The organism is Citrobacter sp. RHBSTW-00570 (assembly GCF_013739755.1).
Taxonomy (GTDB): domain Bacteria; phylum Pseudomonadota; class Gammaproteobacteria; order Enterobacterales; family Enterobacteriaceae; genus Citrobacter; species Citrobacter braakii.
In genome coordinates this window covers 2,868,630-2,893,361 of sequence record NZ_CP056399.1, presented here as the reverse complement: position 1 = coordinate 2,893,361, position 24,732 = coordinate 2,868,630, and the positions used below count along the sequence as shown (strand labels likewise).

The window sequence follows — 24,732 nt, the reverse complement described above, 5'->3', positions numbered from 1 at the left end:
AAAAACTGAAAATCCACCTGTTGTTCTGGAGATGCTATGCAAAACACTATCCTCGATACAGACGTGACGACCATCGACGGCGAGGTGACCTCACTGCAGCCATATGCTGGAAATGTGCTGTTAATCGTTAATGTTGCTTCAAAATGTGGGCTAACGCCGCAATATGAGCAACTGGAGAATCTGCAGAAAGCCTGGCATCAGCAGGGCTTTACCGTTCTTGGGTTCCCCTGCAACCAGTTTCTGGGCCAGGAGCCGGGCAGTGAAGAGGAAATAAAAACGTACTGCAGTACCACCTGGGGCGTTACCTTCCCGATGTTCAGCAAAATTGAGGTCAACGGCGAGGGACGCCATCCGCTGTATCAGAAACTGATTGATGCCGCGCCAACCGCCGTTGCGCCTGCGGATAGTGGATTCTATGAGCGTATGGCGAGTAAAGGTCGGGCGCCGCTCTACCCGGACGATATTCTGTGGAATTTCGAGAAGTTTTTAGTGGGTCGGGATGGTCAGGTACTGCAACGATTTTCACCTGATATGACGCCTGAGGATCCTGTTTTGGTGCAATCCATCAAGACGGCGCTGGCAAACTAATGTCTCGATTGATGCAGCTACAGGACGTAGCAGAATCGACCCGACTCGGCCCGCTTTCTGGTGAGATAAAAGCAGGGGAGATCCTGCATTTAGTGGGACCTAACGGCGCAGGAAAGAGCACGCTGTTGGCGCGAATGGCGGGTCTGACGGCCGGCAAGGGCAGCATCACCTTTGGTGATGTGTCATTGGATGAATGGCCGGCAGCAAAGCTGGCGCAATATCGCGCTTATCTTGCGCAACAGCAAAACCCGCCGTTTGCGATGCCGGTCTGGCATTTTCTGACGCTGCATCAACCCGATAAAGCACGCACCGATCTGTTACAGGAAGTCGCCGATGCGCTTGGGCTTGGGGATAAGCTGGGACGCAGCGTGAATCAGCTCTCCGGCGGTGAGTGGCAGCGCGTGCGCCTGGCTGCGGTTATCCTGCAGATTTGCCCACAAGCGAATCCATTCGGCCAGCTTTTACTGCTGGATGAGCCGATGAACAGCCTGGACGTGGCGCAACAAAATGCGCTGGACCGGATGCTGGGTCAGCTGTGTTTACAGGGCATCGCGATTGTAATGAGCAGTCATGACCTTAATCACACCTTACGTCATGCGCACAAGGCCTGGCTCCTCAAACGCGGGAAGCTGCTTGCCAGTGGTGCTCGTGATACGGTACTAACGCCAGCCAATTTGTCTGCGGCTTATGGCGTGAACTTCCGTCGTTTGGATATTGAAGGCCACAGAATGCTCATATCAACCACTTAAGTTAAATGGGTTCTTGAAAATCATATAATTTCCACGCTAAATTGACATAAAAATATAATTCAGAGGATTCGTCCTGAATGCGCTTTTGGCTTCTTTTCATCACAGCATTGTTTTTGGCGGGCTGCAGCAGCCATCGTGCTCCTGCGCCAAATGCCCGCTTGTCGGATTCTATCGCCGTTATCGCCGGGCTTAATGACCAGCTACAAACCTGGCATGGCACACCCTATCGTTATGGCGGCATGAGCCGTAGCGGAGTGGATTGTTCTGGATTTGTATTGATGACAATGCGCGATAAATTCGATCTGCAACTTCCGCGTGATACGCGCACGCAATCAAAGATTGGTACCGAAATTGATAAAGATGATTTGCTGCCCGGCGATCTGGTGTTCTTTAAAACCGGGTCTGGGGAAAGCGGTCTGCATGTCGGAATTTACGATACCAATAATCAATTTATTCATGCCTCAACCAGCCGTGGTGTGATGCGCTCGTCACTGGACAACGTTTACTGGCGCAAAAACTTTTGGCAGGCGCGACGTATTTAATCCTCATCAGTCACGAGGCTGCCTACGGCTGAGCAGCCTCGACATTTCCATTTGATAGTAACTTCTTATTTCTGCCGCCAGCCGGACAATACCCCTGAACATTAAGAGCGTATCTTGCTAAAAATATGATTTATTCCGAGATATTAAAAAGTGCAAAGCTGGATATTCGCTTATAATCAGGATAAGCTAAAAAAAAGGGATTCGATTTACTGGCTATAAAGGGAAAAATGAAAGGGCCTCTACTTGCATCAGCAATAACGTATTTCTCCATCCTTTGCTACAGGATGCCGGATAACACCTATGCAGAGGGGCTGGCACGATGATTGTTTCAATGGATACTCTTTACCATTCAGAGTTCTCTTTTCTCCCTGCGAGAAACGAAAAAGGCGATCTTGAATACGTAGATATCATTACCAGTTTTGCCAGTGCGCAGGGGGATGTGCGTATACCCACCGAGCTGGTCCTACCTCGGATGTCGGACGAAGAGCAATGTCGCTTATTTACCGAAAAGCTTGAATTAATCGAAACGTGCCAACATTTTTTTATTCAACGAAAGGTTTCTGCCTGGATTAATTTAACGCCGGCAATTGCTAATACTTTATTATCAGATGCTAAATTTGCTTCACAAGTTGAACGATTGTCATTTCTGGAACTGGCTATTAATGAAAACTATCCAGAGTTAAATAATGGAAAAGCGAATCCAACGCTGGCAGCACTGGCGGCGCGATTTCCATTAGTACTGACAAACTATGGTGCTGGTGGCATATCAAATCGGGCAATTTTTGATGGGCTGTTCAAACGCGTCGTGCTCGATAAAAACTTTGTTCAACAAAGGATTACACATATTTCGTTTGAGCCCTTTATGCGGGCTATCCTGGCACAGCTATTTCCCAGCAGTGAGTCAATTATCATTAGCGGTATTGATACACCCGAGATGTTAGCGCGCGTACTGCCTCTGGGATTCAGCGCCATGCAGGGCGCGCTGTGGCCTGCTGTGCCCCCCTCGCAGATAATTTCGCTCGCGAAGATATAACCCTTATATTTGCTGGTGTTTAACAGGCTTTTAACAGTCTACACTAGAGACAGGAGGCCCTATGACCCTGTCTTTTACCACCCGCTGGCGTGATGAATTACCAGCAACCTATACAGCACTTTCACCCACTCCCCTGAAAAACGCGCGCCTGATCTGGCATAACGCTGCGCTGGCGGAGCAATTAGCTATTCCAGAGACGCTATTTGATATTCCGACCGGAGCCGGTGTTTGGGGCGGTGAATCGTTGCTTCCCGGGATGTCGCCTTTAGCGCAAGTTTATAGCGGACATCAGTTTGGCGTCTGGGCGGGCCAGCTTGGCGATGGACGCGGGATCCTGTTGGGCGAACAACAGCTCGCTGACGGCTCAACGTGTGACTGGCACCTGAAAGGCGCCGGACTTACGCCTTATTCCCGTATGGGGGATGGTCGCGCCGTACTGCGCTCGACAATTCGCGAAAGCCTGGCCAGCGAAGCGATGCATTACCTGGGAATACCGACTACGCGGGCATTGTCGATTGTTACCAGCGACACGCCGGTGTATCGCGAAACGGTAGAATCAGGGGCGATGCTCATTCGCGTGGCGCAAAGCCATATGCGCTTTGGCCATTTTGAGCATTTTTACTATCGCCGCGAGCCGGAAAAAGTGCGCCAGTTGGCTGACTTTGCGATTCGCTATTATTGGCCGCAATGGCAGGAAGAAGCCGATAAGTATCAGTTGTGGTTTAACGATGTTGTCACGCGTACTGCGACGTTAATCGCGGACTGGCAGGCGGTGGGATTTGCGCATGGTGTCATGAACACGGACAACATGTCGATTCTGGGACTGACGATGGATTACGGCCCATTCGGTTTTCTTGATGACTACGTGCCCGATTTTATCTGCAACCACTCAGACAACCAGGGGCGATACAGTTTCGATAATCAACCGGCCGCGGCGCTTTGGAACCTGCAACGTCTGGCGCAAACTCTGTCGCCATTTATCCCGGTCGAGGCGCTTAATGATGCGCTGGACAGTTATCAACTGGCGCTGTTAACTCGCTACGGTCAGCGGATGCGACAAAAGCTTGGCTTCTTTAGCGAGCAAAAAAACGATAACGAACTGCTTAGTGAACTGTTTAACCTGATGGCGCGGGAAAGAAGCGACTATACGCGAACGTTTCGCATGCTCAGTCAGACGGAACAACACAGCGCGCAATCCCCGCTGCGCGATGAGTTTATCGATCGCGCAGCGTTTGACGATTGGTTCACGCGGTATCGCTCACGCCTGCAGCAAGACAACATTGCCGACGCAGTCAGACAAACGCAGATGAAGGCGGCTAATCCGGCGATGGTATTACGTAACTGGTTGGCGCAACGGGCGATTAATCAGGCAGAGCAGGGGGATTACGCCGAGCTGCATCGGTTACACGAAGCGTTGCGTACCCCATTTGTCGATCGTGATGATGACTATGTCAGCCGTCCACCTGACTGGGGCAAACGGCTGGAAGTGAGCTGTTCAAGCTAAGGGGCCAGAAACACCTGCGGGGATCCGTTGGCCGGATGCTGGCCAACGTGTACCTGCGCGCCATACCAGCGCTTCAGGTCATCGGCCTGTAACACGGCCTCTGGCGTTCCCTGCGACACCAGCCTGCCGTTGTGCAGCAACACTATTCTGTCTGCCCACAGTGCGGCGAGATTCAGATCGTGAAGCACAATGCACACATGCAGCTCTTGTGAAGCGGTAAGCGTCTTCAGCAAGCGCAACAGATGCTGCTGGTGGTAAAGATCCAGCGCAGAGGTCGGCTCATCAAGGAATAACCAGCCGCGAGGCGCGCCGTCGCACCAAAGTTGCGCCAGTGCACGGGCTAACTGTACTCGCTGTTGTTCGCCGCCGGAAAGCGCAGCGTATTGCCGGCCCGCCAGCGGTGTACATCCGGTCATTTCCATCACCTGAGCGATAAGTCGAGGTTCCGACCGCTGGGTCCAGGGCGCACGCCCCATCGCGATGACGGCCTCTACCGGCCAGTCAAATCCCAGTTGTGTTTGCTGGCGCATCACCGCCCGATGCCGCGACAGTGTCTGGGTATGCCATTCATCCAGCGGTTTACCCGCCAGCACGCAGCGCCCTGTAGCCGGTTTCAGAAAACCGGTCAGCAGGCGCAGCAGGGTGGATTTCCCCGCACCATTTGGGCCGATGAGCGCCACCAGTTCACCTTTTTCGAGAGCAAGAGTGACGTCGTCAATCACCGCTCTGCCCGCGACGCGATAGTGAAGCCCTTCAGCGATGAAATGTTCAGCCATGCGGTCCTCGCTGACGAAAAATAAGCCATAAAAACCACGGTGCGCCGAGAAGACTGGTTAGCAAACCGACCGGCATTTCCGCAGGCGCAACCGCCGTACGGGCCAGCGTGTCGGCTATCAGCAATAAAAATGCGCCCGCCAGCACGGAACCTGGGATAACGGCCCGATGGTCTGAGCCGAGCCACATGCGCATCAGATGCGGGATAACCAGCCCGATGAAGCCTATTACGCCGCTTACCGCCACGGCTGCGGCAACCAGCAATGCGCTACAAAGTAGCAAAACACGCTGAACGGTACGCACATCTACGCCGAGGTAATGCGCCTCTTCCTCACCTAACTGCAGCAGGTTCAGCGCCGGTGCCAGACGCCAGATGATCAGCACCGTCGGGACAGTCAATGAAGTGACAGCCAGCAGCGTGGACCATTGCGCGGCCCCCAGACTGCCCATCCCCCATAGCGACAGCTGGCGCAGTTGCGCGTCATTACTGACCCACGACAGAACGCCAACCGCCGCCCCGCACAGCGCGTTGATGGCAATACCGACCAACAGCAGACGTGAGAGTGAAGCGTCGCGCTGTTGGCTAAGGATAAAAATAACCACCGTTGCCGCCAGCGCACCGAGAAAAGCGGCCAGCATGGGGGCGTACAGCATCAACAGCGCGGGCAAAGAGACCGGCAGCACTACCCACAGGGCGACGGCGCAGGCGGCTCCGCTGCTTATCCCCAGTAATCCCGGATCGGCAAGCGGGTTGCGAAACAGGCCCTGCATCACGCAGCCCGCGAGCGCCAGAGAACCGCCAATCACCAGCGCCAGCAGGACGCGGGGCAGGCGAATGGTGAGCCAGATTTGACGCAGTGCCTCATCGCCATCACGCCACAGCAGACTTACCGGCAGGCGCAACGCGCCAAAACCGGTAGCCATAATTGTCATCACGACCAACATGAGTGCGAGTGTCCATAAAGAACAACGGATACGTCGCGACATCAGGGCAATTGCTCTGCTTTAGCGCGAAGCTGCAAAATGGCCTGCGGGGTGCGTACGCTTAAGCCGAGCAGCGCCATATCGTCAACCTGCAATACCTGTTTATTTCGTCCGGCAGGCGTCTGCGCCAGGCCCGGCAGCGCCCACAGGTTATCTTCGCCCCCCATCGCCTTAACGCCGTCCTGTGAAATCACCACCAGATCGGGCTGGCTGGCAATGACACCTTCCTGCGACAGCGGCTGATAGCGGTTAACACCCTGCATTGCGTTGCGCAAACCGGCGGCACGAATAGCCGCATCGGCTGCGGTTTGCTGGCCCGCCGCCATCGCGGTCATCCCGCCATGATTGAGAATAAACAGCACGCGTTTGTTAAGTTCAGATGACGGCAACGCCGCCAGTTCCTGACGTAAGCGGGTGCGCAGCGTTTCGCCATCGGCCTCCCTATGGGTGGCTTCGGCGATGACGCGAATTTTTTCATCAATCACATTAAGCGCGTTGCTTGCCGGGATCGTCACAACCCTGACGTTGCTCTGTTCGAGCTGTTTTAGCGCCAGAGAGGGCTGCGCCTGCGCGCTGGCAAGGACCAGCGTAGGGCGGGTGGCAAGGATCCCTTCGGCGTTGAGTTGGCGCAAATAACCGACATCAGGTAGGGCGTTTGCTGCTTCAGGCCACTGGCTGGTGCTGTCTCGCGCCACAAGGGAAGACTGTGCTCCCAGTGCGTATACAATCTCGGTGACATCGCCACCGAGAGCAACAACCCGTTCCCTGGACGCAGCCATCGCGACGATGGGCAGTAGCGCAATCAGGACCAGCAGTTTTTTCATGCGGCCAGCCCCTTCGGCGTCAGTGCGTCAATTTGCGCGCGCCATTGCGTCTGCTCCGGTTCGCCTTCCGTTCGTTGACCATACAACTGGGCGATTTGCGTGCCGTCGGCAGCAAACAGTTCCAGGCTGGTGACGTGGCCATCGGCGGTCGGTTTGCGCGTTACCCATGTTTCTGCCACGCTCTCTTCCAGCAGGTGTAAGGTAAATGTCGGGTTGAATATGTTCAGCCAGCCTTTCATCGGCACCAGTTTTTCTATCACACCGGTAAAAATCTGTACGCAGCCACGATTACCCACAAAGACCATAATTTCATTGCCATCCTGGCGCGCGGTGTCGAGTAACTGCGCCAGAGCGCTATTTGCGACTTTACAGGCCAGATCGTCGCCCACCAGGTTAAACGCCTGTTGGCGGGTGAGGTCGTGGCGTTTCAGCAGACCGAAGAACTGGTGTACATCGGTCATGGCTCGCCACTCTTGATCAACGGTCTGCGCATCGACCGTGACGGTGGCTGGAGCAGAAGGGGGGGCGGGTTGCAGCGCCAGAGGCGGGTTTTCAGCGAAGATGAAACGGGTCAGCAACGCAGCCCATTCCTCAATGAGGGTATTCTGTGTGGCATAGACCTTCAGCAGCGCATCCCCCTGATGGTCAAAGAACTGAATGCTCTGACGCTCACCGTGGGCGGTTGTTTCGCTGATATGGAACACGCTTGCCCACTGATTGAGGAACAGGCGCAGGTCGAGGGCGCGCGGATTGAGTACCAGTCCGGCATGACCGTTCAGGTGCTGATTGGTAAACGCACCAACCTGCTCATGCACCGCATATTCGTTGCGGCATATACATTTGGTTTCGCCGACGGCTTCCAGTGCGCCGAGGATTTCACGCACTTCGCCACGTAAGCGCCAGGCGTCATGACCGACGCGCGCGAAGGTCAGTTCGGCTTCGCTAATATTCATCAATCCCGCAATATCACGTGCGTATTTGCCAGGATTTTCTTTCTTCAGTTCCAGCCAGCGAGTGTAATGATTCATTGTTTCTTCCTTCCAGATTGCTGCCCCGGCGAACCGGGGAAAAGTGATTACCACTGATAACTCACGAAAATTTTGCCATTACGACCATCCTGCGGAATGCCCTGCGGCGACCAGTACTCTTTGTCGAAGGCGTTGCCCAGTACCAGCGTGGTGGTCATGCCTTTCAGCGCTTGTTGGCCCTGATAGCTCACGTAGAAATCGTTTACCGCATAACCGGGCTGTTTCGTGTAGCTGCTGCTGATATGCGTTGAACGGTCAGCAAATGTACCTATCCAGCCAACGGAGAAACCGCTGTGCGCAACCGGTACGTTCAGTTTGCTGGTGACGGTATCCGGGTTAATGCTGGAAATGTATTCGCCGGTGTCTGTATCTTTGCCGCGCGTACGGTTATAGGCCATGTCGAGGCTGAACAGATCGGCGGAATATTTCGCCATCACGTCCCAGCCCCAGATTTTGGCGTTGGGTACGTTATAGGACATGGTTGTCGCGGCGGCAAAGTCGACGCTGGTGGAGATGTAATCTTTCGCTTTGGTGTCGAAATAGCTGGCTTTAAATTCGAGCGCATCGCTCGCCATCAACAGATCGTCAAAGCGCAGGCCAAATCCGTATTCCTGCGTTTCGTTGGTTTCCGGGCGTAGGTTAGGGTTCGGGACCCAGTAGTTGGTGTAAAAACGGCCAATCGAGAAGTGTTTCGCATCGTTATACATCTCGCCCATGGTCGGCGCACGGAAGGCCTGAGCGTATGATCCGAACAGCATCAGCCAGTCGGTTGGCGCAACGGTGAGCCCGGCGCGGGACGACCATTTATCGGCATCGACATCTTCATAGCCGTCGCTGCTGCCGCGATAAGAGTCATAACGGGTACCGCCCAGCAGCGTAACCGGCAGGTCGCGCAGGGTGATTTCATCTTGTAGCCAACCGGAGCTGAAATCGATTTTTGCCTCCGGGAAACCGGTGGTTGCGCCGCCTGGCTGTTGTTCCTGACGATAGTATTCCCCGCCGTAGGTCAGCAAATGAGATGCAAAAGAGTCGGTAAACAGGCGGCTGCGGTTGTCGATTTTGCCGCCTTTGGTGGTTTGTTTGCGAAACTCGCCGGTGTTATCCGTGTTTTGCGCATTAATGCGTGCTTCGGACCAGTAGACGCGGGCATCCGCGTTCAACCAGTCATTGTCGGCTGGAGCAATCGAGTAGGTCAGTTGCGCGTCGCGCTGGATGGTTGAGCGATCGGTCATCGGGTTGCTGGTGGCATCCGCCGCGCTGGTTTGCGGGTTTTTAGGTTCACGGGCGTCATTGTTGTAGTAACGCAGCGAGCCGGCCAGCGTCTGGGCGCTGTCAATTTTCCAGCTGCCTTTCGCCAGCATATTGTTAATCGCTTCGTCGTTTGGCGCCGTAGTGCCGTCGCTCTGGCGCAAATCACCGCGATCGCGACTGGACCAGGCAAGCAGTCCGTCCAGCGTATCGGTGCGACCAAACGCGCTGGCGCCCATACCGAGGCTATGATCGCCGGTTGCCGCGGTGCCGAACACGCGATAACCGCTGTTTTGTCCGGCCTCCAGCAGATCTTTGGCATCCGCAGTGTCATAGGCGATCACACCACCTAACGCGCCACTACCGTACAGCAGAGCAGAAGGGCCACGGACGACCTCGATGCGTTTGATCAGCGCCGGATCGAGGAAGGTACTGTTCAGGTGTCCGGTGTCGGTTCCCTGACGAACGCCATCAACCAGCACCAGAACGCCACGTCGATCGTAGCCGCGCAGATTCACGTCCTGGCCGTTAGTGCGACCGGTGCCGTCAAGGGTCAGGCCCGGAACCGTACGCAACAGGTCGGCTGCTGAGCTGGCGGTCTGGTTTTCCGGCGCGGTGGCATCAATCACGCTGACCATCATCGGTGCTTCAAAAGCACTTCGGGCATTGCCGGTGGCGGTGACGGTCATATCTTCTACCGCCGCATACGCGACGGCGGGCAGGTTACTGATAATCGCCAGCGCCAAGAGCGAAGGGCGCAGGGATGCAGTGTGCAGGTGTGGCATAGCAACTCTCCATTAGGAAATCGAAAAGCGCTGGCTGCCTGGGTACTACCTGGGTGGCTGGCGAAAAGTGGTGTTTATTTGGTCAGAATGAGTTTTCCGGCTTGTGTCTGGCGCAGCAGATAGAGCTGACCATCGTGTTCTATGATCACGCGCCCCTCTTTGCCCAGCAGACTTTTACTGTCAATTCGGCGCTCGTTTGGCGCGACGGCAGGCGGTGTTTTTTCTTTTGCGGGCGTTGTTGTGTTATCCATACGTGAATAGTGTTTAAAAATAACAATCAATTTAACAATGATAATCATTATCATCAAACTGCAAAATTGCGGCAAGCCTTTTTGTGAAATAATTGTGACGAGAATAGATTTTGTACAATAAGGAGGGGGAAAACAAAGGATTAGCACCGGGCAACGTGATGTTACCCGGCGAACAGCATTAAAAACGGCTATCAACCGCAGAGGCGAGTTTTTCAACCAGTAGTTCAGTATCTTCCCAGTTCAGGCACGGGTCGGTAATGGACTGGCCGTAAACCAGCGGCTGGCCGCTAACGATTTTTTGCGTACCTTCACGCAGGAAACTCTCCGCCATAATCCCGGCAATCGCCGTCGAACCATTGCGAATTTGCTGGCACACATCATCACAAACGTCCAACTGACGACGATGCTGCTTCTGGCAATTGCCATGGCTAAAATCGACCACCAGATGTTCAGGCAGGGAAAATTCGTGCAGAGTATCGCAGGCGGCGGCAATATCTTCAGCATAATAATTCGGCTTTTTACCGCCGCGCATGATGATATGCCCGTAAGGATTACCGCTGGTCTGATAAATGGTCATCTGGCCGGTTTTATCAGGTGAGAGGAACATGTGGCTGGCACGGGAGGCGCGAATCGCATCGACGGCAATACGCGTATTGCCATCCGTACCGTTTTTAAAGCCGACCGGGCAGGAAAGCGCAGAGGCCATTTCACGGTGGATCTGGCTTTCGGTGGTGCGTGCGCCAATGGCACCCCAACTGATTAAATCGGCAATAAACTGACCGGTCACCATGTCGAGGAATTCTGTTGCCGTGGGTACGCCCAGTTCATTGACCTGCAACAGCAGTTTGCGCGCCAGTTCAATGCCGTGGTTCACGCGGTAGCTGCCGTTTAAATCCGGGTCGGAAATTAAACCTTTCCAGCCCACTACGGTGCGCGGTTTTTCAAAATAAGTGCGCATCACGATTTCCAGACGCGCCTGATGTTTTTCGCGCAGCGCCTGTAAACGCGTCGCGTATTCCATGGCGGCATCAAGATCGTGAATCGAGCAGGGACCTACGATCACCAGTAAACGAGCGTCTTCACCATTTAATATTTTTTCTATCCGGCGTCGGGAGTCCGTAACATGACGGGCGACGGAGGACGAAACAGGATGCCGTTGCGCAAGCTCTGCTGGAGTGACCAGGTTGTCAATACGCGCAGTACGGAGTTCATCGGTTCTGTTCATTACTTGTCTCAGAAATTTGTTGCTTCAACGGCAGGACTACCGGGAAGTGATGTATATCACAATATCATACTCATCCTGCCTGGTGGCGAGCATAATAACAAAAAATCGAACCAATGCACTAGCATTCTAGTACATGCGGCGATTCAGCCCCATGATGTCGAGGATCTTGGTAGCAATCTCTTCTACCGAATAATTGGTACTGTTCAGCCATGGGATCTGGTTTTTCCGGTATAGCGCTTCCACCTCAGCAACCTCCATCCGGCACTGGCGCATCGAGGCGTAACGGCTGTTTTCCCGGCGCTCTTCGCGGATGGCCGCCAGGCGCTCAGGGTCGATGGTCAGGCCGAACAATTTATGCTGTAACGGCTTCAGGGACGCTGGCAGCACCAGATTATCCATATCATCGGCAATAAAGGGGTAGTTGGCCGCGCGAATGCCAAACTGCATGGCCAGATACAAACTGGTCGGGGTTTTACCGCAACGGGAAACGCCAAGCAGGATCACCTGCGCCTGATCGAGGTTGCGCAACGAAATACCGTCGTCATGGGCGAGGGTGTAATCAATGGCGGCAATGCGCGCGTCGTACTTGTTAAGGTTGCCGGGGTTCAGGCCGTGGGTACGATGGGCGATCGGCGTAGGGTCGAGCTTCATCTCTTGCTGCAGTGGGGCAACCAACGCCTGCACGATATCCTGACAAAATCCTTCGCTTTGCAAAATGATCGAGCGAATTTCCGGCAAAACGATAGAGTAAAACACCAGAGGGCGCACGCCAGTTTGTTGATAGATCGCGTCAATCTGGTCTTTAACCGCTCGCGCACGACTCTCATTTTCTACAAACGGCAGCGTAATGCTGCTGATCGTAACCGGAAATTGCGACATTACCGCGTGGCCCAATACCTCGGCGGTGATGGCCGTACCATCAGAAATATAAAATACGTGACGATCAACAGCATTATCCATTTTGCTCATCCTGGGGCTGACATAATTCTCTGAAAGCATAAATTAAAATTCGCCAGAAGCGAATATTGCTGCATCTATTTTGTAAAATGAAACGGTATTTTTATATTTACTGAAAAGTACATTTCATTTTTCGGAACAAATGTTTATACCGGTAGTTTTTGTGGTGATCCCCTGTGGCTCGCGGGTTTGCGCAAATGCGGAAACAATCTGAAAAAATAAAAAATAAAGTTGCTTGAACGATTCACCGTTTTTTTCGCTGAAGTAAATATGCAAAGATAATTACGCAAAATTGAGTTTCCTAACCTCGTTCATATATAAGGATTGTTCGATGTCCAACAATGGCTCGTCACCGCTGGTGCTTTGGTATAACCAACTCGGCATGAATGATGTAGACAGAGTTGGGGGCAAAAATGCCTCCCTGGGTGAAATGATTACTAACCTTTCCGGTATGGGTGTTTCCGTGCCGAATGGTTTTGCAACGACCGCCGATGCGTTTAACCAGTTTCTGGACCAGAGCGGTGTAAACCAGCGCATTTATGAGCTGCTGGATAAAACGGATATTGACGATGTCACCGAGCTTGCGAAAGCCGGCGCACAGATCCGCCAGTGGATTATCGACACTCCTTTCCAGCCGGAGCTGGAAAATGCCGTCCGCGATGCCTACGCGCAGCTGTCAGCAGACGATGCCCATGCCTCTTTTGCCGTGCGCTCTTCCGCCACCGCAGAAGATATGCCAGATGCGTCATTTGCCGGTCAGCAGGAAACCTTCCTCAACGTCCAGGGATTTGATGCCGTACTGGTTGCTATCAAACACGTCTTTGCCTCGCTGTTTAACGACCGAGCAATCTCTTATCGCGTTCACCAGGGTTATGACCATCGTGGCGTGGCGCTCTCTGCTGGCGTTCAGCGGATGGTGCGCTCAGACCTCGCGTCTTCCGGCGTAATGTTCTCCATCGATACCGAATCCGGTTTCGATCAGGTGGTGTTCATCACTTCCGCATGGGGCCTCGGCGAGATGGTTGTGCAGGGTGCCGTTAACCCGGATGAATTCTACGTGCACAAACCGACTCTGGCGGCAAACCGTCCGGCGATCGTCCGTCGCACAATGGGTTCGAAAAAAATCCGTATGGTCTACGCGCCAACCCAGGAACACGGCAAGCAGGTGACGATTGAAGATGTACCGCAGGAGCAGCGCGACATTTTCTCCCTGACCAACGCAGAAGTGCAGGAGCTGGCGAAGCAGGCGGTACAGATCGAGAAGCACTACGGTCGTCCGATGGACATCGAATGGGCGAAAGACGGTCATACCGGCAAACTGTTCATTGTGCAGGCGCGTCCGGAAACTGTGCGCTCGCGCGGCCAGGTGATGGAGCGTTATACGCTGCATGCTCAGGGTAAAATTATTGCTGAAGGTCGTGCTATCGGTCACCGCATTGGCGCGGGTCCGGTCAAAGTCATTCAGGACATCAGCGAAATGAACCGTATCGAACCTGGCGACGTCCTGGTTACCGACATGACCGACCCGGACTGGGAACCGATCATGAAGAAAGCGGCGGCGATTGTCACCAACCGTGGCGGTCGTACCTGCCACGCGGCGATCATTGCCCGTGAACTGGGGATCCCGGCCGTGGTTGGCTGTGGTGATGCCACCGAGCGTATGAAGGACGGTGAGAAAGTCACAGTCTCCTGCGCCGAGGGTGATACCGGTTATGTTTATGCTGAGATGCTCGACTTCAGCGTGAAGAGTTCCAGCGTGGAGACCATGCCGGATCTGCCGTTGAAGGTGATGATGAACGTGGGTAACCCGGACCGGGCTTTCGACTTCGCCTGTCTGCCAAACGAAGGTGTCGGCCTGGCGCGTCTGGAATTTATCATCAACCGCATGATTGGCGTACACCCGCGTGCGTTGCTGGAGTTCGATGACCAGACGCCTGAGCTGCAAAACGAAATCCGCGGCATGATGAAAGGTTTTGATTCCCCGCGTGAATTCTACGTTGGTCGTCTGACGGAAGGGATCGCCACGCTGGGTGCGGCGTTCTATCCAAAACGCGTTATCGTGCGTATGTCAGACTTTAAGTCCAACGAATATGCCAACCTCGTCGGCGGTGAGCGTTATGAGCCGCATGAAGAGAACCCGATGCTGGGCTTCCGCGGGGCGGGCCGTTACATTGCTGATAGCTTCCGCGACTGTTTCGCGCTGGAATGTGACGCAGTGAAACGTGTCCGTAACGATATGGGCCTGACTAACGTAGAAGTGATGGTACCGTTTGTACGTACCGTTGCCCAGGCGAAAGCGGTAGTGGAAGAGCTGGCGCGTCAGGGGCTGAAACGCGGTGAGAACGGACTGAAGATCATCATGATGTGCGAGATCCCGTCCAACGCCTTGCTGGCCGAACAGTTCCTTGAGTACTTTGACGGTTTCTCCATCGGTTCAAACGACATGACGCAGCTGGCGTTGGGACTGGACCGTGACTCTGGTGTGGTTTCTGAACTGTTTGACGAGCGTAACGACGCGGTGAAAGCGCTGCTGTCGATGGCGATTCGTGCAGCCAAGAAACAGGGCAAATACGTGGGTATTTGCGGTCAGGGTCCATCCGATCACGAAGACTTCGCTGCCTGGCTGATGGAAGAGGGGATCGACAGTCTGTCGCTGAACCCGGACACCGTCGTGCAGACCTGGCTGAGCCTGGCTGAACTGAAGAAGTAACATCATGCCGGATGGTAGTGTAAATGCCTTATCCGGCCTACGGTTAGTATGCAACGTAGGCCGGATTAGAGGTTTAGCATCGCTATCTGGTACTTTACCCTTCAACGCTTTCCACACTCTCCACGCTTAAACGCTGAATGATATCCTGACGCAACTGGTATTTTTGTACCTTGCCGGACGCCGTGCGCGGTAACGTTTCGACAATGACGATGTGTTCCGGATATTTATACTTTGCCACCCGTTTGCGACTAAAAAAGGCCACCACTGATTCCAGCGACAGCGAATGATGCGGCGGTTTCAGTACCACATAAGCGCACGATCGTTCACCTAACCGATCGTCTGGCATCGCGACAACGCAGGCATCATGAATGCGCGGATGCTGCAATAAAATATCCTCCACTTCGCGGCTGCTGATGTTTTCCCCGCCGCGCACAATAATATCTTTTTTACGCCCGGTAATTTTGATGTATCCCGCTTCGTCCATGCGGCATAAGTCGCCACTGTAATACCAGCCATCTTTGTCCAGCGCGCAGGCGGTCAGTTCAGGTTCATCGAGGTAGCCCATAAAAACATTGGGGCCACGCGACGCCTCTTCACCTTCGCACCCTGCAGGCAACGTATTGCGCGCTTCATCGACGACTTTAATTTCCACGCCTGCGGCGGCATATCCATCGGTATTCATTATGCGTGAAAGTGAATCGTCGAGATTGACCAGCGCATGCGGCGAGCTCTCCGTCGAACCATAGATGCTTAACAATTTAATGCCGCGCTGTTGGCAGTCACGGGCAATTTTTTGCGGAATGGTGGTGCCACCGCATAAGAAAAAACGTAGTGATGTGAGATCACTGGGCCGTTTTTCCAGACTACACAACATGTCGTAGACGAAGGGGGTTGCACCGAGCACGCAGGTACAGCGTTGTTGCTCGAGCAGTTCAAGACAGGCGGTTGGGGTGAATATATCCAACAATACGCTGCGTGCGCCGATTAAAAACGGCGCGGTAACGCCATGCAAAAAACCGGTAGCGTGTCCCAGTGGGGCGGGCATCAAAAACACATCCTGCCAGGTGAGATTGAGACGGGCACTGTAGGCGCGTTCGCTGGCAAGGATATTGTTGTGGGTTAACATTACGCCTTTCGGCATTCCCTCGGTCCCGGAGGTAAACAGCACGGCAGCCAGTTCATCGGCGTGAACGTTAATAACCTGGGTTAATGGCGGAGCCTGAAGCAGTTGGCTGAATGCCAGCGAGGCGGTGGCCGGTGCCAGTTTATCTACGGCGACAATCTGTTGCAGATGCGGCAACTGGTTTTGCAAGGGGAGGATCAGATCAACCGGTCGGGTCTGTTTAAACAACGTCGGAGCGAAAAAAATCTTCGCTTTACATTTGTTCAGTACCCACACCAGTTCCGCTTCGCGCCAGGCAGGCAGCAGTGGTACGGAAACGGCCCCGGTTTTCAGGCAGGCCAGATAGATAATGGTGAACTCGCACCAGCCAGGCAACTGAAAGGCAATGCGATCGCCGGGTTGGATCCCGCAGGCTACAAACCAGGTTGCCAGACTGCTGGCAGCATCGTCGAGTGCAGCGTAGGTATATGAAGCGCCATGATTATCAACCACGGCGATTTTATCCGGCATGGCTCTGGCGGTTTGGTGCCAGTAATCGCCAAGCGAAGCATCTCCCCATAAACCCAGTTGTCGCCAGGCCTGGCGACGTTCGGCGTTAAACGTAAGTGTGATACTCATGAAGTTATTCCCAGGATTATTTCGGCATACATCTGACCGGATGGCCGGCGCGGCCAATCCGGCGTACAACATGCAAAATCCATTAGCCGTAGCGGAAATCAACGCCAAATGTTCCGAGCGGGTATTCCCATTGTGTGAGGATCGTGTCACCGCACAGCACCCGGCAGGTGCCGCACTCCAGGCAGCCTGCGGAATCAAAATGAATATTTCCACTCTCATCCTGTTTATACAGTCCGGCGGGGCAGGCTTTCAGCAACTTGCGAAATTCATTAAGGTCGGGATGTTCAGCCAGAATGATGTGTGGGTGGCCTTCATCAACATTAAATTTATTGACGCCCAGTTTGACGTCGACGTTAACGTTAGTGTCCTGATTCATAGTGCGGTGGCCCCCTTGATGCCGTCTTTCAGTAAGTTCATCAGCCCAATCTGCCTGGCATGGGACATGATCATCTTGCGAACGGGCTGATTTGGGCTTCCGTCAACGGTAAACATATCGTTCATGATATCGGCCACCATGCGGGGATACTGGGTGAACAGGCGCGGGTTTTCCATCAGCGCCGGGATCTTGCGAAAATGCTGCAAATCACGCATCACACAGCCCTGTTCGAGGGCGCGTTTGTAATCCATCAGGCCACTGGCCGAGTAATCCTGGCGCTCTTTTGCTGCAATGGCTGTTTGGGCGGCGGTTTCTGCGGAAGCTATCGCCAAATCCATACCGCGCACGGTATAACCCAGATTCAGACAGAAACCAGCGGCATCGCCGACGATCATTACCCCGTCATCAACCAGTTTCGGAACCATTGCCAGACCGCCTTCCGGTACCATATGTGCGGAATATTCCAGCAGTTCACCGCCGGCAATCAGCGGACGAATAGTCGGGTGTCGCTTAAAGTCTTCCAGCATTTGCGGAATGCTTTTCGTGGCATGGGCAATATCCCCCAGACCACACACCAGGCCCAGAGAGATGGAATCCTGGTTGGTATACAGAAATCCGCCTCCCATGAGCCCATCAGACGGTGAGCCTGCGAACAGCCAGGCTGCACCTTCGTTGCCTGACAGATTGAACCGATCCGCAATCACCGCTGACGGTAAGCCGATCAGCTCTTTTACGCCAACGGCATAGTGCTGCGCAGAAGAGGGGGGAACCATCCCCAGCGACCGTCCCAGCATAGAATTAACGCCATCGGCAAGGATGACAATATTGGCTTCGAGGATATCGTCCCCGGCTTGCACTCCGGTGACCTTATTGCCTTTGCGAATTAGCGCGTCGACGCGCACGCCGGGGATGAACTGCACGCCAGCCTGTTCCGCTTTTTCCATTAGCCATGGGTCAAGCCGGTTGCGCAAAACGGTATAAGAGTCCTGCGCTGGCGCGTTGTCTTTTTCACGATGGAAGTCGAGGGTAACGGCGCTCTCTTCGGTCAGGAAGGAGATTTTTTCGCGGGTGACTTTACGTTCGAGAGGCGCTTCCTGCGCGAATCCGGGCATGATGCGCTCAAGGCTATGCGCGTAGAGTCTCCCGCCGGTCATATTTTTACTGCCCGCACTGTTGCCGCGCTCAATGACCAGTACGTCCAGTCCGGCCCGGGCCATAACGTAGCCTGCCATTGTACCCGCTACACCAGCACCGACCACAATGGCATCAAATTTTTCATCTGACATGCTTTATGCTCCTTTCCCGCCGCGAGGGCAGCGGGAGATGTGCGTTAACGGGATTAGCGGCTGAGATGGTCGATAAGGGCCGGAACCACTTTGTAGATGTCGCCCACCAGACCGTAATCGGCGTAATTGAAAATAGGGGCTTTTTTATCTTTGTTGATGGCGACAATGACTTTCGCGCCGTTACCGCCGACCATATGCTGAATTTGTCCTGAGATGCCCAGCGTGAGATACAGGTCTGATTTCAATAACACGCCAGAAACGCCAATGTAGCGTTCGCGTTCCATCCAGTTTTCGCCTTCGGCAATCGGTCGTGAACAACCCACTTCAGCACCCAGCACCGATGCCAGTTGGCGCACCATTTCCAGATCGTTTTGCGCCACCAGGCCGCGACCCACACCCACCACGCGCTTGGCTTTGCTGAGATCCACGCTGCTCACGGATTTGGCGCGACGCTCCAGGCACATCACTTCATGGTGCGGCGCGATGTACGTTGCTGAGACAACCGGGCAGTTGTGTGAGGCGTTTTCCGCGACCGGTTCAAGCTGGCCTGGAGCAAGCGTGATAATCGCCAGCGTACTTTTGATTTTTTCTTTGCCAAATGCCAGACCACCATACATCCGGTGTTCGGCGAACAAAATGCCTGCATCCAGCGTTACCGATGTGGCGTCGTTCACCATCGCTGCGTTGAGCTGAATGCTTAAGCGTGCGCCAAGGGATTTGGCTCGTTTAGTCGCGGACATCAGCAGCAGCCCGGCGTGTTCCTGCATCAGGGCGGCGATGGTCTCAGCGTAATTTTCAACACGCTGTAAACCGGAGGTTGCTTCGAGCACGACTATCTTATCGGCGCCCAGGGCTTGCAACTGATTGGCCTGGTCGCTGCCTTGTACGATAAGGTGTACCTGCTCACCCCACAGGCGAGCGCCGGCCATTAATTCTGCATAGCGTTCTACGTTATCGCTGAACACCCAGACGTTGGCTAATTTACTCATGATGATTTCTCTCCGTTGGGCTTAGTTCAGGGCTTTTTTCAGGTGTTCAGCCAGTTCGGCAATGGCTTCTGCTGAGTCATTTTCCAGAATGATGTGCTGACGTTCTGTTTGCGGCGGCACGGTAAGGCTCACCAGTTCCGCTAACGGTGATGCAGGTATCCAACCAATATCGCTGGCTTGCCACGGGGTGACCGGTTTTTTACCCGCGCCCAGAATCGCCTTCATCGAGGGAATACGCGGTGTGTTGATATCCGACGTCACGCACAGTACGGCGGGGAGCGGCAGATCAATTACTTCGACTTCATCTTCAAGCGTGCGCTCAACCACAAGGCGATCGCCGTTACGTTGGATGCTGCTGACGGCATTAATCACCGGGAGCTGTAATAGTTCGCCAACCAGTAAGCCGACCTGCTGCGCGTAGATATCCCCCGATCCTTCACCGAACAGCATCAGGTCGAAATCCATATTGTTGGCCGCACAGGCCAGCGCCTGAGCGGTATCCCGGGGTAATGAATGCTCCAGTTGTGCATCCTGCACCATATACAAACTGTCCGGCCCGCGGGACAGCACGTCTTTACGCACTTTGGAGTTTTGTAGTAGCGACCCGCCCACCGTTAAGGCGACGATTTCATCACCCTCCGCGCTAAGCTGCGCTGCGGCCTCTATCGCATTTAAGTCAAACTGGCTGATTTTGGCATCGGCCCGGTCAAAGTTAAGCGAGCGCTGTGGGGTAACAACAATGTCCTGTTCTTCAGGCACCAACTTAAAGCAGGTTATTATTTTCATGGCATCTCCAGTGATTCTCGTGTGGATGATGACGTGGTGCGTCATTATCGACAGTAGGGAAAATTGACTGAAAATAGTGTGCGACAGAGGGAGGGCTGTTTTCGACGGGGAAATCTGTTTTCATTGCCAACAATCTTGCAAAAAAAACGTCCCGGGAATGCCTGGTTTATCAGCAATAATCAGACGGTGCGTCCCAGAGGAAAAAACGGGAACACAAAGACAGTGAAAATAATTGCGAAATGCGTCATGTTTTTAATCGCCTCTGCACTGAATTTGTTTCTTATATGTAAATTATTAATGCAGACTTAATAACATTTATTCTTTTTGATTATTATAAAACGCAAATAATCAATGGCAGCAATGTACCAAAGCAAAAGGTGTCATCTTGCAGACGGCGCAAATAATTTTGTTTCGCCGGGAAGGAATAACGTTGTATAACGTCATTATCGTTTTTATTTTCTGATATTAATAATCCCAAAATTGCTGCCTTTAGGTGGAGGTTGTCATGTATCAACGCTGCTTTGATAATGCCGTGGAGACCCTTTTTGAACAGGGAAAAACCCCGAGATTCTCGCGATTCGTCATCAGTGATGACCCTAACTGGGAGTCGGGTCATCACGTTCACGATAATGAAACAGAGCTTATTTATGTCAAAAAAGGGGTCGCAAGATTAATTATCGATTCGTCGCTGTATGTCGCGCATGCCGGGGATATCGTGGTGATAGAGCAAGGGCGACTCCATGCGGTTGCTTCGGATAGTAGCGCGCCTGCAACGACTTACACCTGCGCGCTCTACGGGTTTCGTTTCAACGGCTGGCAGGATAATCAGCTATTGCAGATGCACTCGTGTCCGGTGATTAGCGTTACTCAGGGGAAGGAGGTTATTAAGAGTATCTTTAATGAGTTGGGGGTTATGCTCCCTCAGAGCAAAAATAACCTGACATCTTCAGCCTACGACGCTTTTGCTTATGCTTTAACCGTTTTATTTTACGAAAACTTTAAAAATGCCTATCGTTCTGAGCAAGGTTATATTAAAAAAGATGTCTTAATTAAAGATGTGCTGGTTTATTTAAATAATAACTTCCGTGAAAAAATTACTCTCGATCAGTTATCCAAAAAATTCCGGGCCAGCGTGAGTTATATCTGCCATGAATTTACTAAGGAGTATCGAATTTCGCCGATCAATTATGTGATTCAGCGACGAATGACTGAGGCGAAATTTGCCCTGACGAATACGGAAGCTTCGTTAGCGGAAATCTCCTGGCGGGTAGGGTATGAAAATGTCGATCACTTTGCCAAACTCTTTCAGCGGCATGTGGGTTGTACCCCCAGTGATTATCGCAAGCAGTTTAAAAATAATCTGGTTGAGCAGGAATGCTTGATCCCAGAGGTCTGATTATCCTGGATCGTGCCGGAAAACGCTTGTGCGCTATCCGGCACGAATTACCGCTTACTTATTCTGGTAATCTTTCAGGATTTGGCGTCCGGCGACGTAAATCATAATTTCGTCGGTGCCGCCGCCAATGCGCTCGCAGCGAACATCGCGCCAGAATCGGGAAACGCGCGCTTCATCGGTGTAACCCAGCCCGCCCATGATCTGAATGGCGTCATCAATCACTTCCATTGCCGTGCGGGCGCAATACAGTTTTGCCAACGCCGCGCTGGTCCGCAGCGACTGTTCCTGATCGGCCTGCCAGGCCACTTTCAACACCATATTGCGCATGTTTTCAATTTTAATCGCCATCAGCGCCAGTTTTTCCTGGATCATCTGGTTATGGCCAATCGGTTTACCAAATGCGATACGCTGGTTAGCATAACGAGCGGCATCTTCGAAGGCGCACTCGGCGAAACCGGTACTACGCGCGGCGTTGATCAGCCGTTCCATCTCAAAGTTGTACATGACGTTGAGGAACCCCATGCCTTCTTCGCCAACCATATCGCTTTCGTCTACTTCAACATCATCAAGATAGACTTCGCAGGTGCTGAGCATGTGCCAGCCGATTTTATGCAGCGGATTAACCTTAATGCCGGGTTTCTTCGAATCCACCCACCACAGCGTAAAGGCTTTCTTCGGATCTTTCGGCTCCGGATCGCGAGCCAGTACCAGCATATAAGGATACTCTTTAGCGCCGGTGATAAAGGTTTTTTGCCCGTTGAGATATACCTTGCCGTTCTTGCGGGTGTAGCTGGTGGTAGCGCTGTTATTGTCTGAACCTGCTCCCGGTTCGGTTAATGCCAGCGCATAAGCCGGATCGCCCGTTTCCATGGTGCTTTCTGCCGTTTTACGTAACTGCTCGGCGGATCCAAAACGACGCATACTGTGAATACACTGACCGTTCGTGATTAAAAAAGCGGGTGCGCCGCATTTGGAAACTTCCATCAGTGCCAGCATCTGCGTGACGTAATCTGCCGGGATACCGCCGAACTCTTCCGGAACGCCCAGCATTGAAATACCGTTGTCCGCAAGGGCGCGCATAAACTCTTTCGGATAGGTAGCCGTCTGATCGCAGGTACGGAAATATTCCTCCGGGAAATTGCTGGTAATCAGTTCGCGAATGCTGGCAAGCAGCAGCTCTTGTTCTTCAGTTAATGAAAAATCCATCAGGGTACTCCTTTTAATTGGCGGCATCGGGCAATATAAAACCCATCGAAGCATCGATAAATAATCTTTCGTCCATCAGTTTCAGTTCCGGAGAAATAACCGGAGGGAAATCCATTTTGTCCAGAATGTCTTCCTGCAAAGAGACTCCTGGCGCAATTTCGACTAAATGAAGACCATCTTCTTTTAACGTAAATACAGCACGCTCGGTGATGTAACGCACATCCAGTCCGCGCTCGAGTGCAATTTTTCCGCTGAAAGTGACTTCAGGTAATTCGTTGACGAATTTTTTCACCCGGCCTTCCTGCACGATATTTAATTTGCCATTGGCAACTTCCGTTTTCAGGCTTCCGGCAGTTAAGGTGCCGCAAAATATTATTTTCTTCGAGGTGGCGCTAATATCGATAAAACCGCCGGTCCCCATAATTTTGCCATTGAATTTATGTACGCCGACGTTGCCGTGGCGATCCACTTCGGCGAAGCTTAAATAGCATACATCCAGCCCACCGCCGTGGTAGAAGTCAAACTGGGAGGTCATATCCAGAATCGCGCGGGTGTTGACGTTGGCGCCAAAAGCGATGCCCTGGGAGGTAATTCCGCCAATCGGGCCGGTCTCGACCGTCAGAATAAAGTCGTCAGCGCAGCCTTCTTCGCGAGCAACGAGACCAATACCATCGGCGATACCCACGCCAACGTTGCCGACCGCGCCTTTACGCATTTCGAACAGGGCGCGTCGGGCCACCAGTTTACGCTGATTGAGCGGCAGGGCAGTCTGCTGGCTGTCATCAAGGACAAAATCGCCCGAGATAAAGCGGTTAACCGGCGCACCGCCGTACAATTGAGTTTGATCGGGATCGATGACCACAATATCGACCAGATAGCCCGGAATACGCACGGCTTTTGGGTGCAGTGTGGCTTTCTTCACCATTTTTTGCACCTGCATCATGACGATACCGCCGTTGTTGTGAACGGCCTGAGCAATCACCAGCGCGTCGAGATACATAACTTCATCTTCAAACGTGGCGTAACCTTCGCTGTCGCAGGTGGTGGCGCGAATAAAGGCGATGTTTGGCGCAATGGCTTTGTAATAGAGGTACTCTTTGTTATCAATTTCCACCAGCTTGATCAGATCTTCGGTGGTCACTTCATTCAGCTTTCCGCCCTGTTGGCGGGGATCGACAAATGTTCCGATACCGATCTCACTCAGAATACCCGGCTGGTGGGCTGCCGAGGCACGCAGGGTCTGGGTTAATACGCCCTGAGGATAGTTATAGGCGGCAATTTTATTCTGCTCAGCGAGGTCGGAAATTCGTGGTGATTGTCCCCAGTGGCCGCATAATGCCCATTTGACTAAACCTTCTTGTGCTAACGGGCTAATTCCACGGTCAGCACGGTCACCTAATCCCGTTGGGCTAATCAATGATAAGTTTCGGGGAGAGTGTGAGTTTTTATATTTTTCAGCCAGCGCGTTAATTAATGTTGTTGCTTCGAGAATACCGCCGCCTGCGCCTAATACACAGAGCGTTGCCTCATCAGGAATATAATTAATGGCATCCACTGCGGATAATACGGGGACCCGACCATCAATGCGTTTTGGTCTTGATAATTTCATGTGAACTCCAGATTATATGCGTGCGACTACCTGTCGCTATATTCGACAATAATAATGTGAGTTATTTAATAATGTCCGGCCATCTGCCCGATATTCGTGATTAAGCGAATATCTGGGGCAGGGCATTACTGATATTAATAT

General features: G+C 53.0%; 22 protein-coding genes. 7 read left to right on the top strand and 15 right to left on the bottom strand.

Annotation, left to right across the window (positions count from 1 at the left end; all coding sequences use genetic code 11):
• The first annotated feature begins 36 nt into the window (after positions 1–36).
• The 5 genes from HV237_RS13765 to selO all read left to right on the top strand — a co-directional run bounded on the left by HV237_RS13765 (position 37) and on the right by selO (position 4,416).
• The gene (locus HV237_RS13765; protein WP_016156341.1) at positions 37–588 is read left to right on the top strand and encodes a glutathione peroxidase; all 552 of its coding nucleotides are present in this window, start codon (positions 37–39) and stop codon (positions 586–588) included.
• Positions 588–1,337 (top strand): vitamin B12 ABC transporter ATP-binding protein BtuD, encoded by a 750-nt coding sequence (gene btuD / locus HV237_RS13760; protein WP_047358881.1) that lies wholly within the window; start codon positions 588–590, stop codon positions 1,335–1,337. Before HV237_RS13765 ends, btuD begins: the two co-directional genes overlap by 1 nt.
• Positions 1,338–1,414: 77 nt before the next feature.
• Positions 1,415–1,879 (top strand): NlpC/P60 family protein, encoded by a 465-nt coding sequence (locus tag HV237_RS13755; protein ID WP_003832591.1) that lies wholly within the window; start codon positions 1,415–1,417, stop codon positions 1,877–1,879.
• A gap of 319 nt (positions 1,880–2,198) precedes the next feature.
• Complete coding sequence (locus HV237_RS13750; RefSeq protein WP_047358880.1) at positions 2,199–2,912, top strand: EAL domain-containing protein; 714 nt, start codon at positions 2,199–2,201, stop codon at positions 2,910–2,912.
• A 61-nt stretch (positions 2,913–2,973) separates the two neighbouring features.
• Positions 2,974–4,416, top strand: coding sequence for a protein adenylyltransferase SelO (selO, locus tag HV237_RS13745; RefSeq protein WP_047358879.1), 1,443 nt, complete (start codon positions 2,974–2,976; stop codon positions 4,414–4,416).
• On the opposite strand, the gene HV237_RS13740 is transcribed toward selO, so the two are convergent.
• The 8 genes from HV237_RS13740 to ppsR all read right to left on the bottom strand — a co-directional run bounded on the left by HV237_RS13740 (position 4,413) and on the right by ppsR (position 12,495).
• Positions 4,413–5,192: a heme ABC transporter ATP-binding protein gene (locus tag HV237_RS13740; RefSeq protein ID WP_047358878.1), complete on the bottom strand. Its 780-nt coding sequence runs from the start codon at positions 5,190–5,192 to the stop codon at positions 4,413–4,415. The genes selO and HV237_RS13740 overlap by 4 nt on opposite strands.
• Complete coding sequence (locus tag HV237_RS13735) at positions 5,185–6,177, bottom strand: iron ABC transporter permease (protein WP_032947022.1); 993 nt, start codon at positions 6,175–6,177, stop codon at positions 5,185–5,187. Before HV237_RS13735 ends, HV237_RS13740 begins: the two co-directional genes overlap by 8 nt.
• Positions 6,177–6,998 (bottom strand): hemin ABC transporter substrate-binding protein, encoded by an 822-nt coding sequence (locus HV237_RS13730; protein WP_047358877.1) that lies wholly within the window; start codon positions 6,996–6,998, stop codon positions 6,177–6,179. Before HV237_RS13730 ends, HV237_RS13735 begins: the two co-directional genes overlap by 1 nt.
• Positions 6,995–8,026, bottom strand: coding sequence for a hematinate-forming heme oxygenase ChuS (gene chuS, locus HV237_RS13725; protein WP_016152880.1), 1,032 nt, complete (start codon positions 8,024–8,026; stop codon positions 6,995–6,997). Before chuS ends, HV237_RS13730 begins: the two co-directional genes overlap by 4 nt.
• Before the next feature lie 47 nt (positions 8,027–8,073).
• Entirely contained in the window at positions 8,074–10,059 is a 1,986-nt protein-coding gene (locus HV237_RS13720; RefSeq protein ID WP_019076664.1) for a TonB-dependent hemoglobin/transferrin/lactoferrin family receptor, read from the bottom strand.
• 74 nt (positions 10,060–10,133) lie between these two features.
• A complete protein-coding gene (gene hemP, locus HV237_RS13715) occupies positions 10,134–10,364 on the bottom strand; it encodes a hemin uptake protein HemP (RefSeq protein WP_072034386.1) in 231 nt (76 codons plus the stop codon).
• Between the two features lie 124 nt (positions 10,365–10,488).
• Entirely contained in the window at positions 10,489–11,535 is a 1,047-nt protein-coding gene (aroH, locus tag HV237_RS13710) for a 3-deoxy-7-phosphoheptulonate synthase AroH (RefSeq protein ID WP_016152883.1), read from the bottom strand.
• Between the two features lie 126 nt (positions 11,536–11,661).
• Positions 11,662–12,495: a posphoenolpyruvate synthetase regulatory kinase/phosphorylase PpsR gene (ppsR, locus tag HV237_RS13705; RefSeq protein WP_016152884.1), complete on the bottom strand. Its 834-nt coding sequence runs from the start codon at positions 12,493–12,495 to the stop codon at positions 11,662–11,664.
• Positions 12,496–12,823: 328 nt separating this feature from the next.
• Here ppsR and ppsA point away from each other — a divergent pair, with 328 nt between their 5' ends.
• Positions 12,824–15,202, top strand: coding sequence for a phosphoenolpyruvate synthase (gene ppsA / locus HV237_RS13700; protein WP_016152885.1), 2,379 nt, complete (start codon positions 12,824–12,826; stop codon positions 15,200–15,202).
• A 94-nt stretch (positions 15,203–15,296) separates the two neighbouring features.
• Here the strand turns inward: ppsA and fadK are convergent, their stop codons facing one another.
• From fadK to HV237_RS13675, 5 genes are all read right to left on the bottom strand, one after another.
• Entirely contained in the window at positions 15,297–16,943 is a 1,647-nt protein-coding gene (gene fadK, locus HV237_RS13695) for a medium-chain fatty-acid--CoA ligase (RefSeq protein ID WP_047358876.1), read from the bottom strand.
• An 82-nt stretch (positions 16,944–17,025) separates the two neighbouring features.
• Positions 17,026–17,319, bottom strand: a complete 294-nt coding sequence (locus HV237_RS13690; protein ID WP_016152887.1) for a ferredoxin — start codon at positions 17,317–17,319, stop codon at positions 17,026–17,028.
• Positions 17,316–18,605: an FAD-dependent oxidoreductase gene (locus HV237_RS13685; protein WP_181541560.1), complete on the bottom strand. Its 1,290-nt coding sequence runs from the start codon at positions 18,603–18,605 to the stop codon at positions 17,316–17,318. Before HV237_RS13685 ends, HV237_RS13690 begins: the two co-directional genes overlap by 4 nt.
• Before the next feature lie 53 nt (positions 18,606–18,658).
• Entirely contained in the window at positions 18,659–19,594 is a 936-nt protein-coding gene (locus HV237_RS13680) for an electron transfer flavoprotein subunit alpha (RefSeq protein WP_046275856.1), read from the bottom strand.
• 21 nt (positions 19,595–19,615) lie between these two features.
• Positions 19,616–20,380, bottom strand: a complete 765-nt coding sequence (locus HV237_RS13675; RefSeq protein ID WP_047358874.1) for an electron transfer flavoprotein — start codon at positions 20,378–20,380, stop codon at positions 19,616–19,618.
• Between the two features lie 505 nt (positions 20,381–20,885).
• Here HV237_RS13675 and HV237_RS13670 point away from each other — a divergent pair.
• Positions 20,886–21,776: an AraC family transcriptional regulator gene (locus HV237_RS13670; protein WP_016156354.1), complete on the top strand. Its 891-nt coding sequence runs from the start codon at positions 20,886–20,888 to the stop codon at positions 21,774–21,776.
• Between the two features lie 54 nt (positions 21,777–21,830).
• Here the strand turns inward: HV237_RS13670 and HV237_RS13665 are convergent, their stop codons facing one another.
• Together HV237_RS13665 and HV237_RS13660 are read right to left on the bottom strand one after the other, a co-directional pair.
• A complete protein-coding gene (locus HV237_RS13665) occupies positions 21,831–22,982 on the bottom strand; it encodes an acyl-CoA dehydrogenase (RefSeq protein ID WP_003836610.1) in 1,152 nt (383 codons plus the stop codon).
• Between the two features lie 13 nt (positions 22,983–22,995).
• The gene (locus HV237_RS13660; RefSeq protein ID WP_047358873.1) at positions 22,996–24,591 is read right to left on the bottom strand and encodes an acyl CoA:acetate/3-ketoacid CoA transferase; all 1,596 of its coding nucleotides are present in this window, start codon (positions 24,589–24,591) and stop codon (positions 22,996–22,998) included.
• Between the last annotated feature and the right edge of the window lie 141 nt (positions 24,592–24,732).

Excerpts from the sequence above, each read along its gene's own strand:
- HV237_RS13765 (WP_016156341.1), top strand. The coding sequence starts at position 37 with ATGCAAAACACTATCCTCGATACAGACGTGACGACCATCGACGGCGAG.
- btuD (WP_047358881.1), top strand. The coding sequence starts at position 588 with ATGTCTCGATTGATGCAGCTACAGGACGTAGCAGAATCGACCCGACTC.
- HV237_RS13755 (WP_003832591.1), top strand. The coding sequence starts at position 1,415 with ATGCGCTTTTGGCTTCTTTTCATCACAGCATTGTTTTTGGCGGGCTGC.
- HV237_RS13750 (WP_047358880.1), top strand. The coding sequence starts at position 2,199 with ATGATTGTTTCAATGGATACTCTTTACCATTCAGAGTTCTCTTTTCTC.
- selO (WP_047358879.1), top strand. The coding sequence starts at position 2,974 with ATGACCCTGTCTTTTACCACCCGCTGGCGTGATGAATTACCAGCAACC.
- HV237_RS13740 (WP_047358878.1), bottom strand. The coding sequence starts at position 5,192 with ATGGCTGAACATTTCATCGCTGAAGGGCTTCACTATCGCGTCGCGGGC.
- HV237_RS13735 (WP_032947022.1), bottom strand. The coding sequence starts at position 6,177 with ATGTCGCGACGTATCCGTTGTTCTTTATGGACACTCGCACTCATGTTG.
- HV237_RS13730 (WP_047358877.1), bottom strand. The coding sequence starts at position 6,998 with ATGAAAAAACTGCTGGTCCTGATTGCGCTACTGCCCATCGTCGCGATG.
- chuS (WP_016152880.1), bottom strand. The coding sequence starts at position 8,026 with ATGAATCATTACACTCGCTGGCTGGAACTGAAGAAAGAAAATCCTGGC.
- HV237_RS13720 (WP_019076664.1), bottom strand. The coding sequence starts at position 10,059 with ATGCCACACCTGCACACTGCATCCCTGCGCCCTTCGCTCTTGGCGCTG.
- hemP (WP_072034386.1), bottom strand. The coding sequence starts at position 10,364 with ATGATAATGATTATCATTGTTAAATTGATTGTTATTTTTAAACACTAT.
- aroH (WP_016152883.1), bottom strand. The coding sequence starts at position 11,535 with ATGAACAGAACCGATGAACTCCGTACTGCGCGTATTGACAACCTGGTC.
- ppsR (WP_016152884.1), bottom strand. The coding sequence starts at position 12,495 with ATGGATAATGCTGTTGATCGTCACGTATTTTATATTTCTGATGGTACG.
- ppsA (WP_016152885.1), top strand. The coding sequence starts at position 12,824 with ATGTCCAACAATGGCTCGTCACCGCTGGTGCTTTGGTATAACCAACTC.
- fadK (WP_047358876.1), bottom strand. The coding sequence starts at position 16,943 with ATGAGTATCACACTTACGTTTAACGCCGAACGTCGCCAGGCCTGGCGA.
- HV237_RS13690 (WP_016152887.1), bottom strand. The coding sequence starts at position 17,319 with ATGAATCAGGACACTAACGTTAACGTCGACGTCAAACTGGGCGTCAAT.
- HV237_RS13685 (WP_181541560.1), bottom strand. The coding sequence starts at position 18,605 with ATGTCAGATGAAAAATTTGATGCCATTGTGGTCGGTGCTGGTGTAGCG.
- HV237_RS13680 (WP_046275856.1), bottom strand. The coding sequence starts at position 19,594 with ATGAGTAAATTAGCCAACGTCTGGGTGTTCAGCGATAACGTAGAACGC.
- HV237_RS13675 (WP_047358874.1), bottom strand. The coding sequence starts at position 20,380 with ATGAAAATAATAACCTGCTTTAAGTTGGTGCCTGAAGAACAGGACATT.
- HV237_RS13670 (WP_016156354.1), top strand. The coding sequence starts at position 20,886 with ATGTATCAACGCTGCTTTGATAATGCCGTGGAGACCCTTTTTGAACAG.
- HV237_RS13665 (WP_003836610.1), bottom strand. The coding sequence starts at position 22,982 with ATGGATTTTTCATTAACTGAAGAACAAGAGCTGCTGCTTGCCAGCATT.
- HV237_RS13660 (WP_047358873.1), bottom strand. The coding sequence starts at position 24,591 with ATGAAATTATCAAGACCAAAACGCATTGATGGTCGGGTCCCCGTATTA.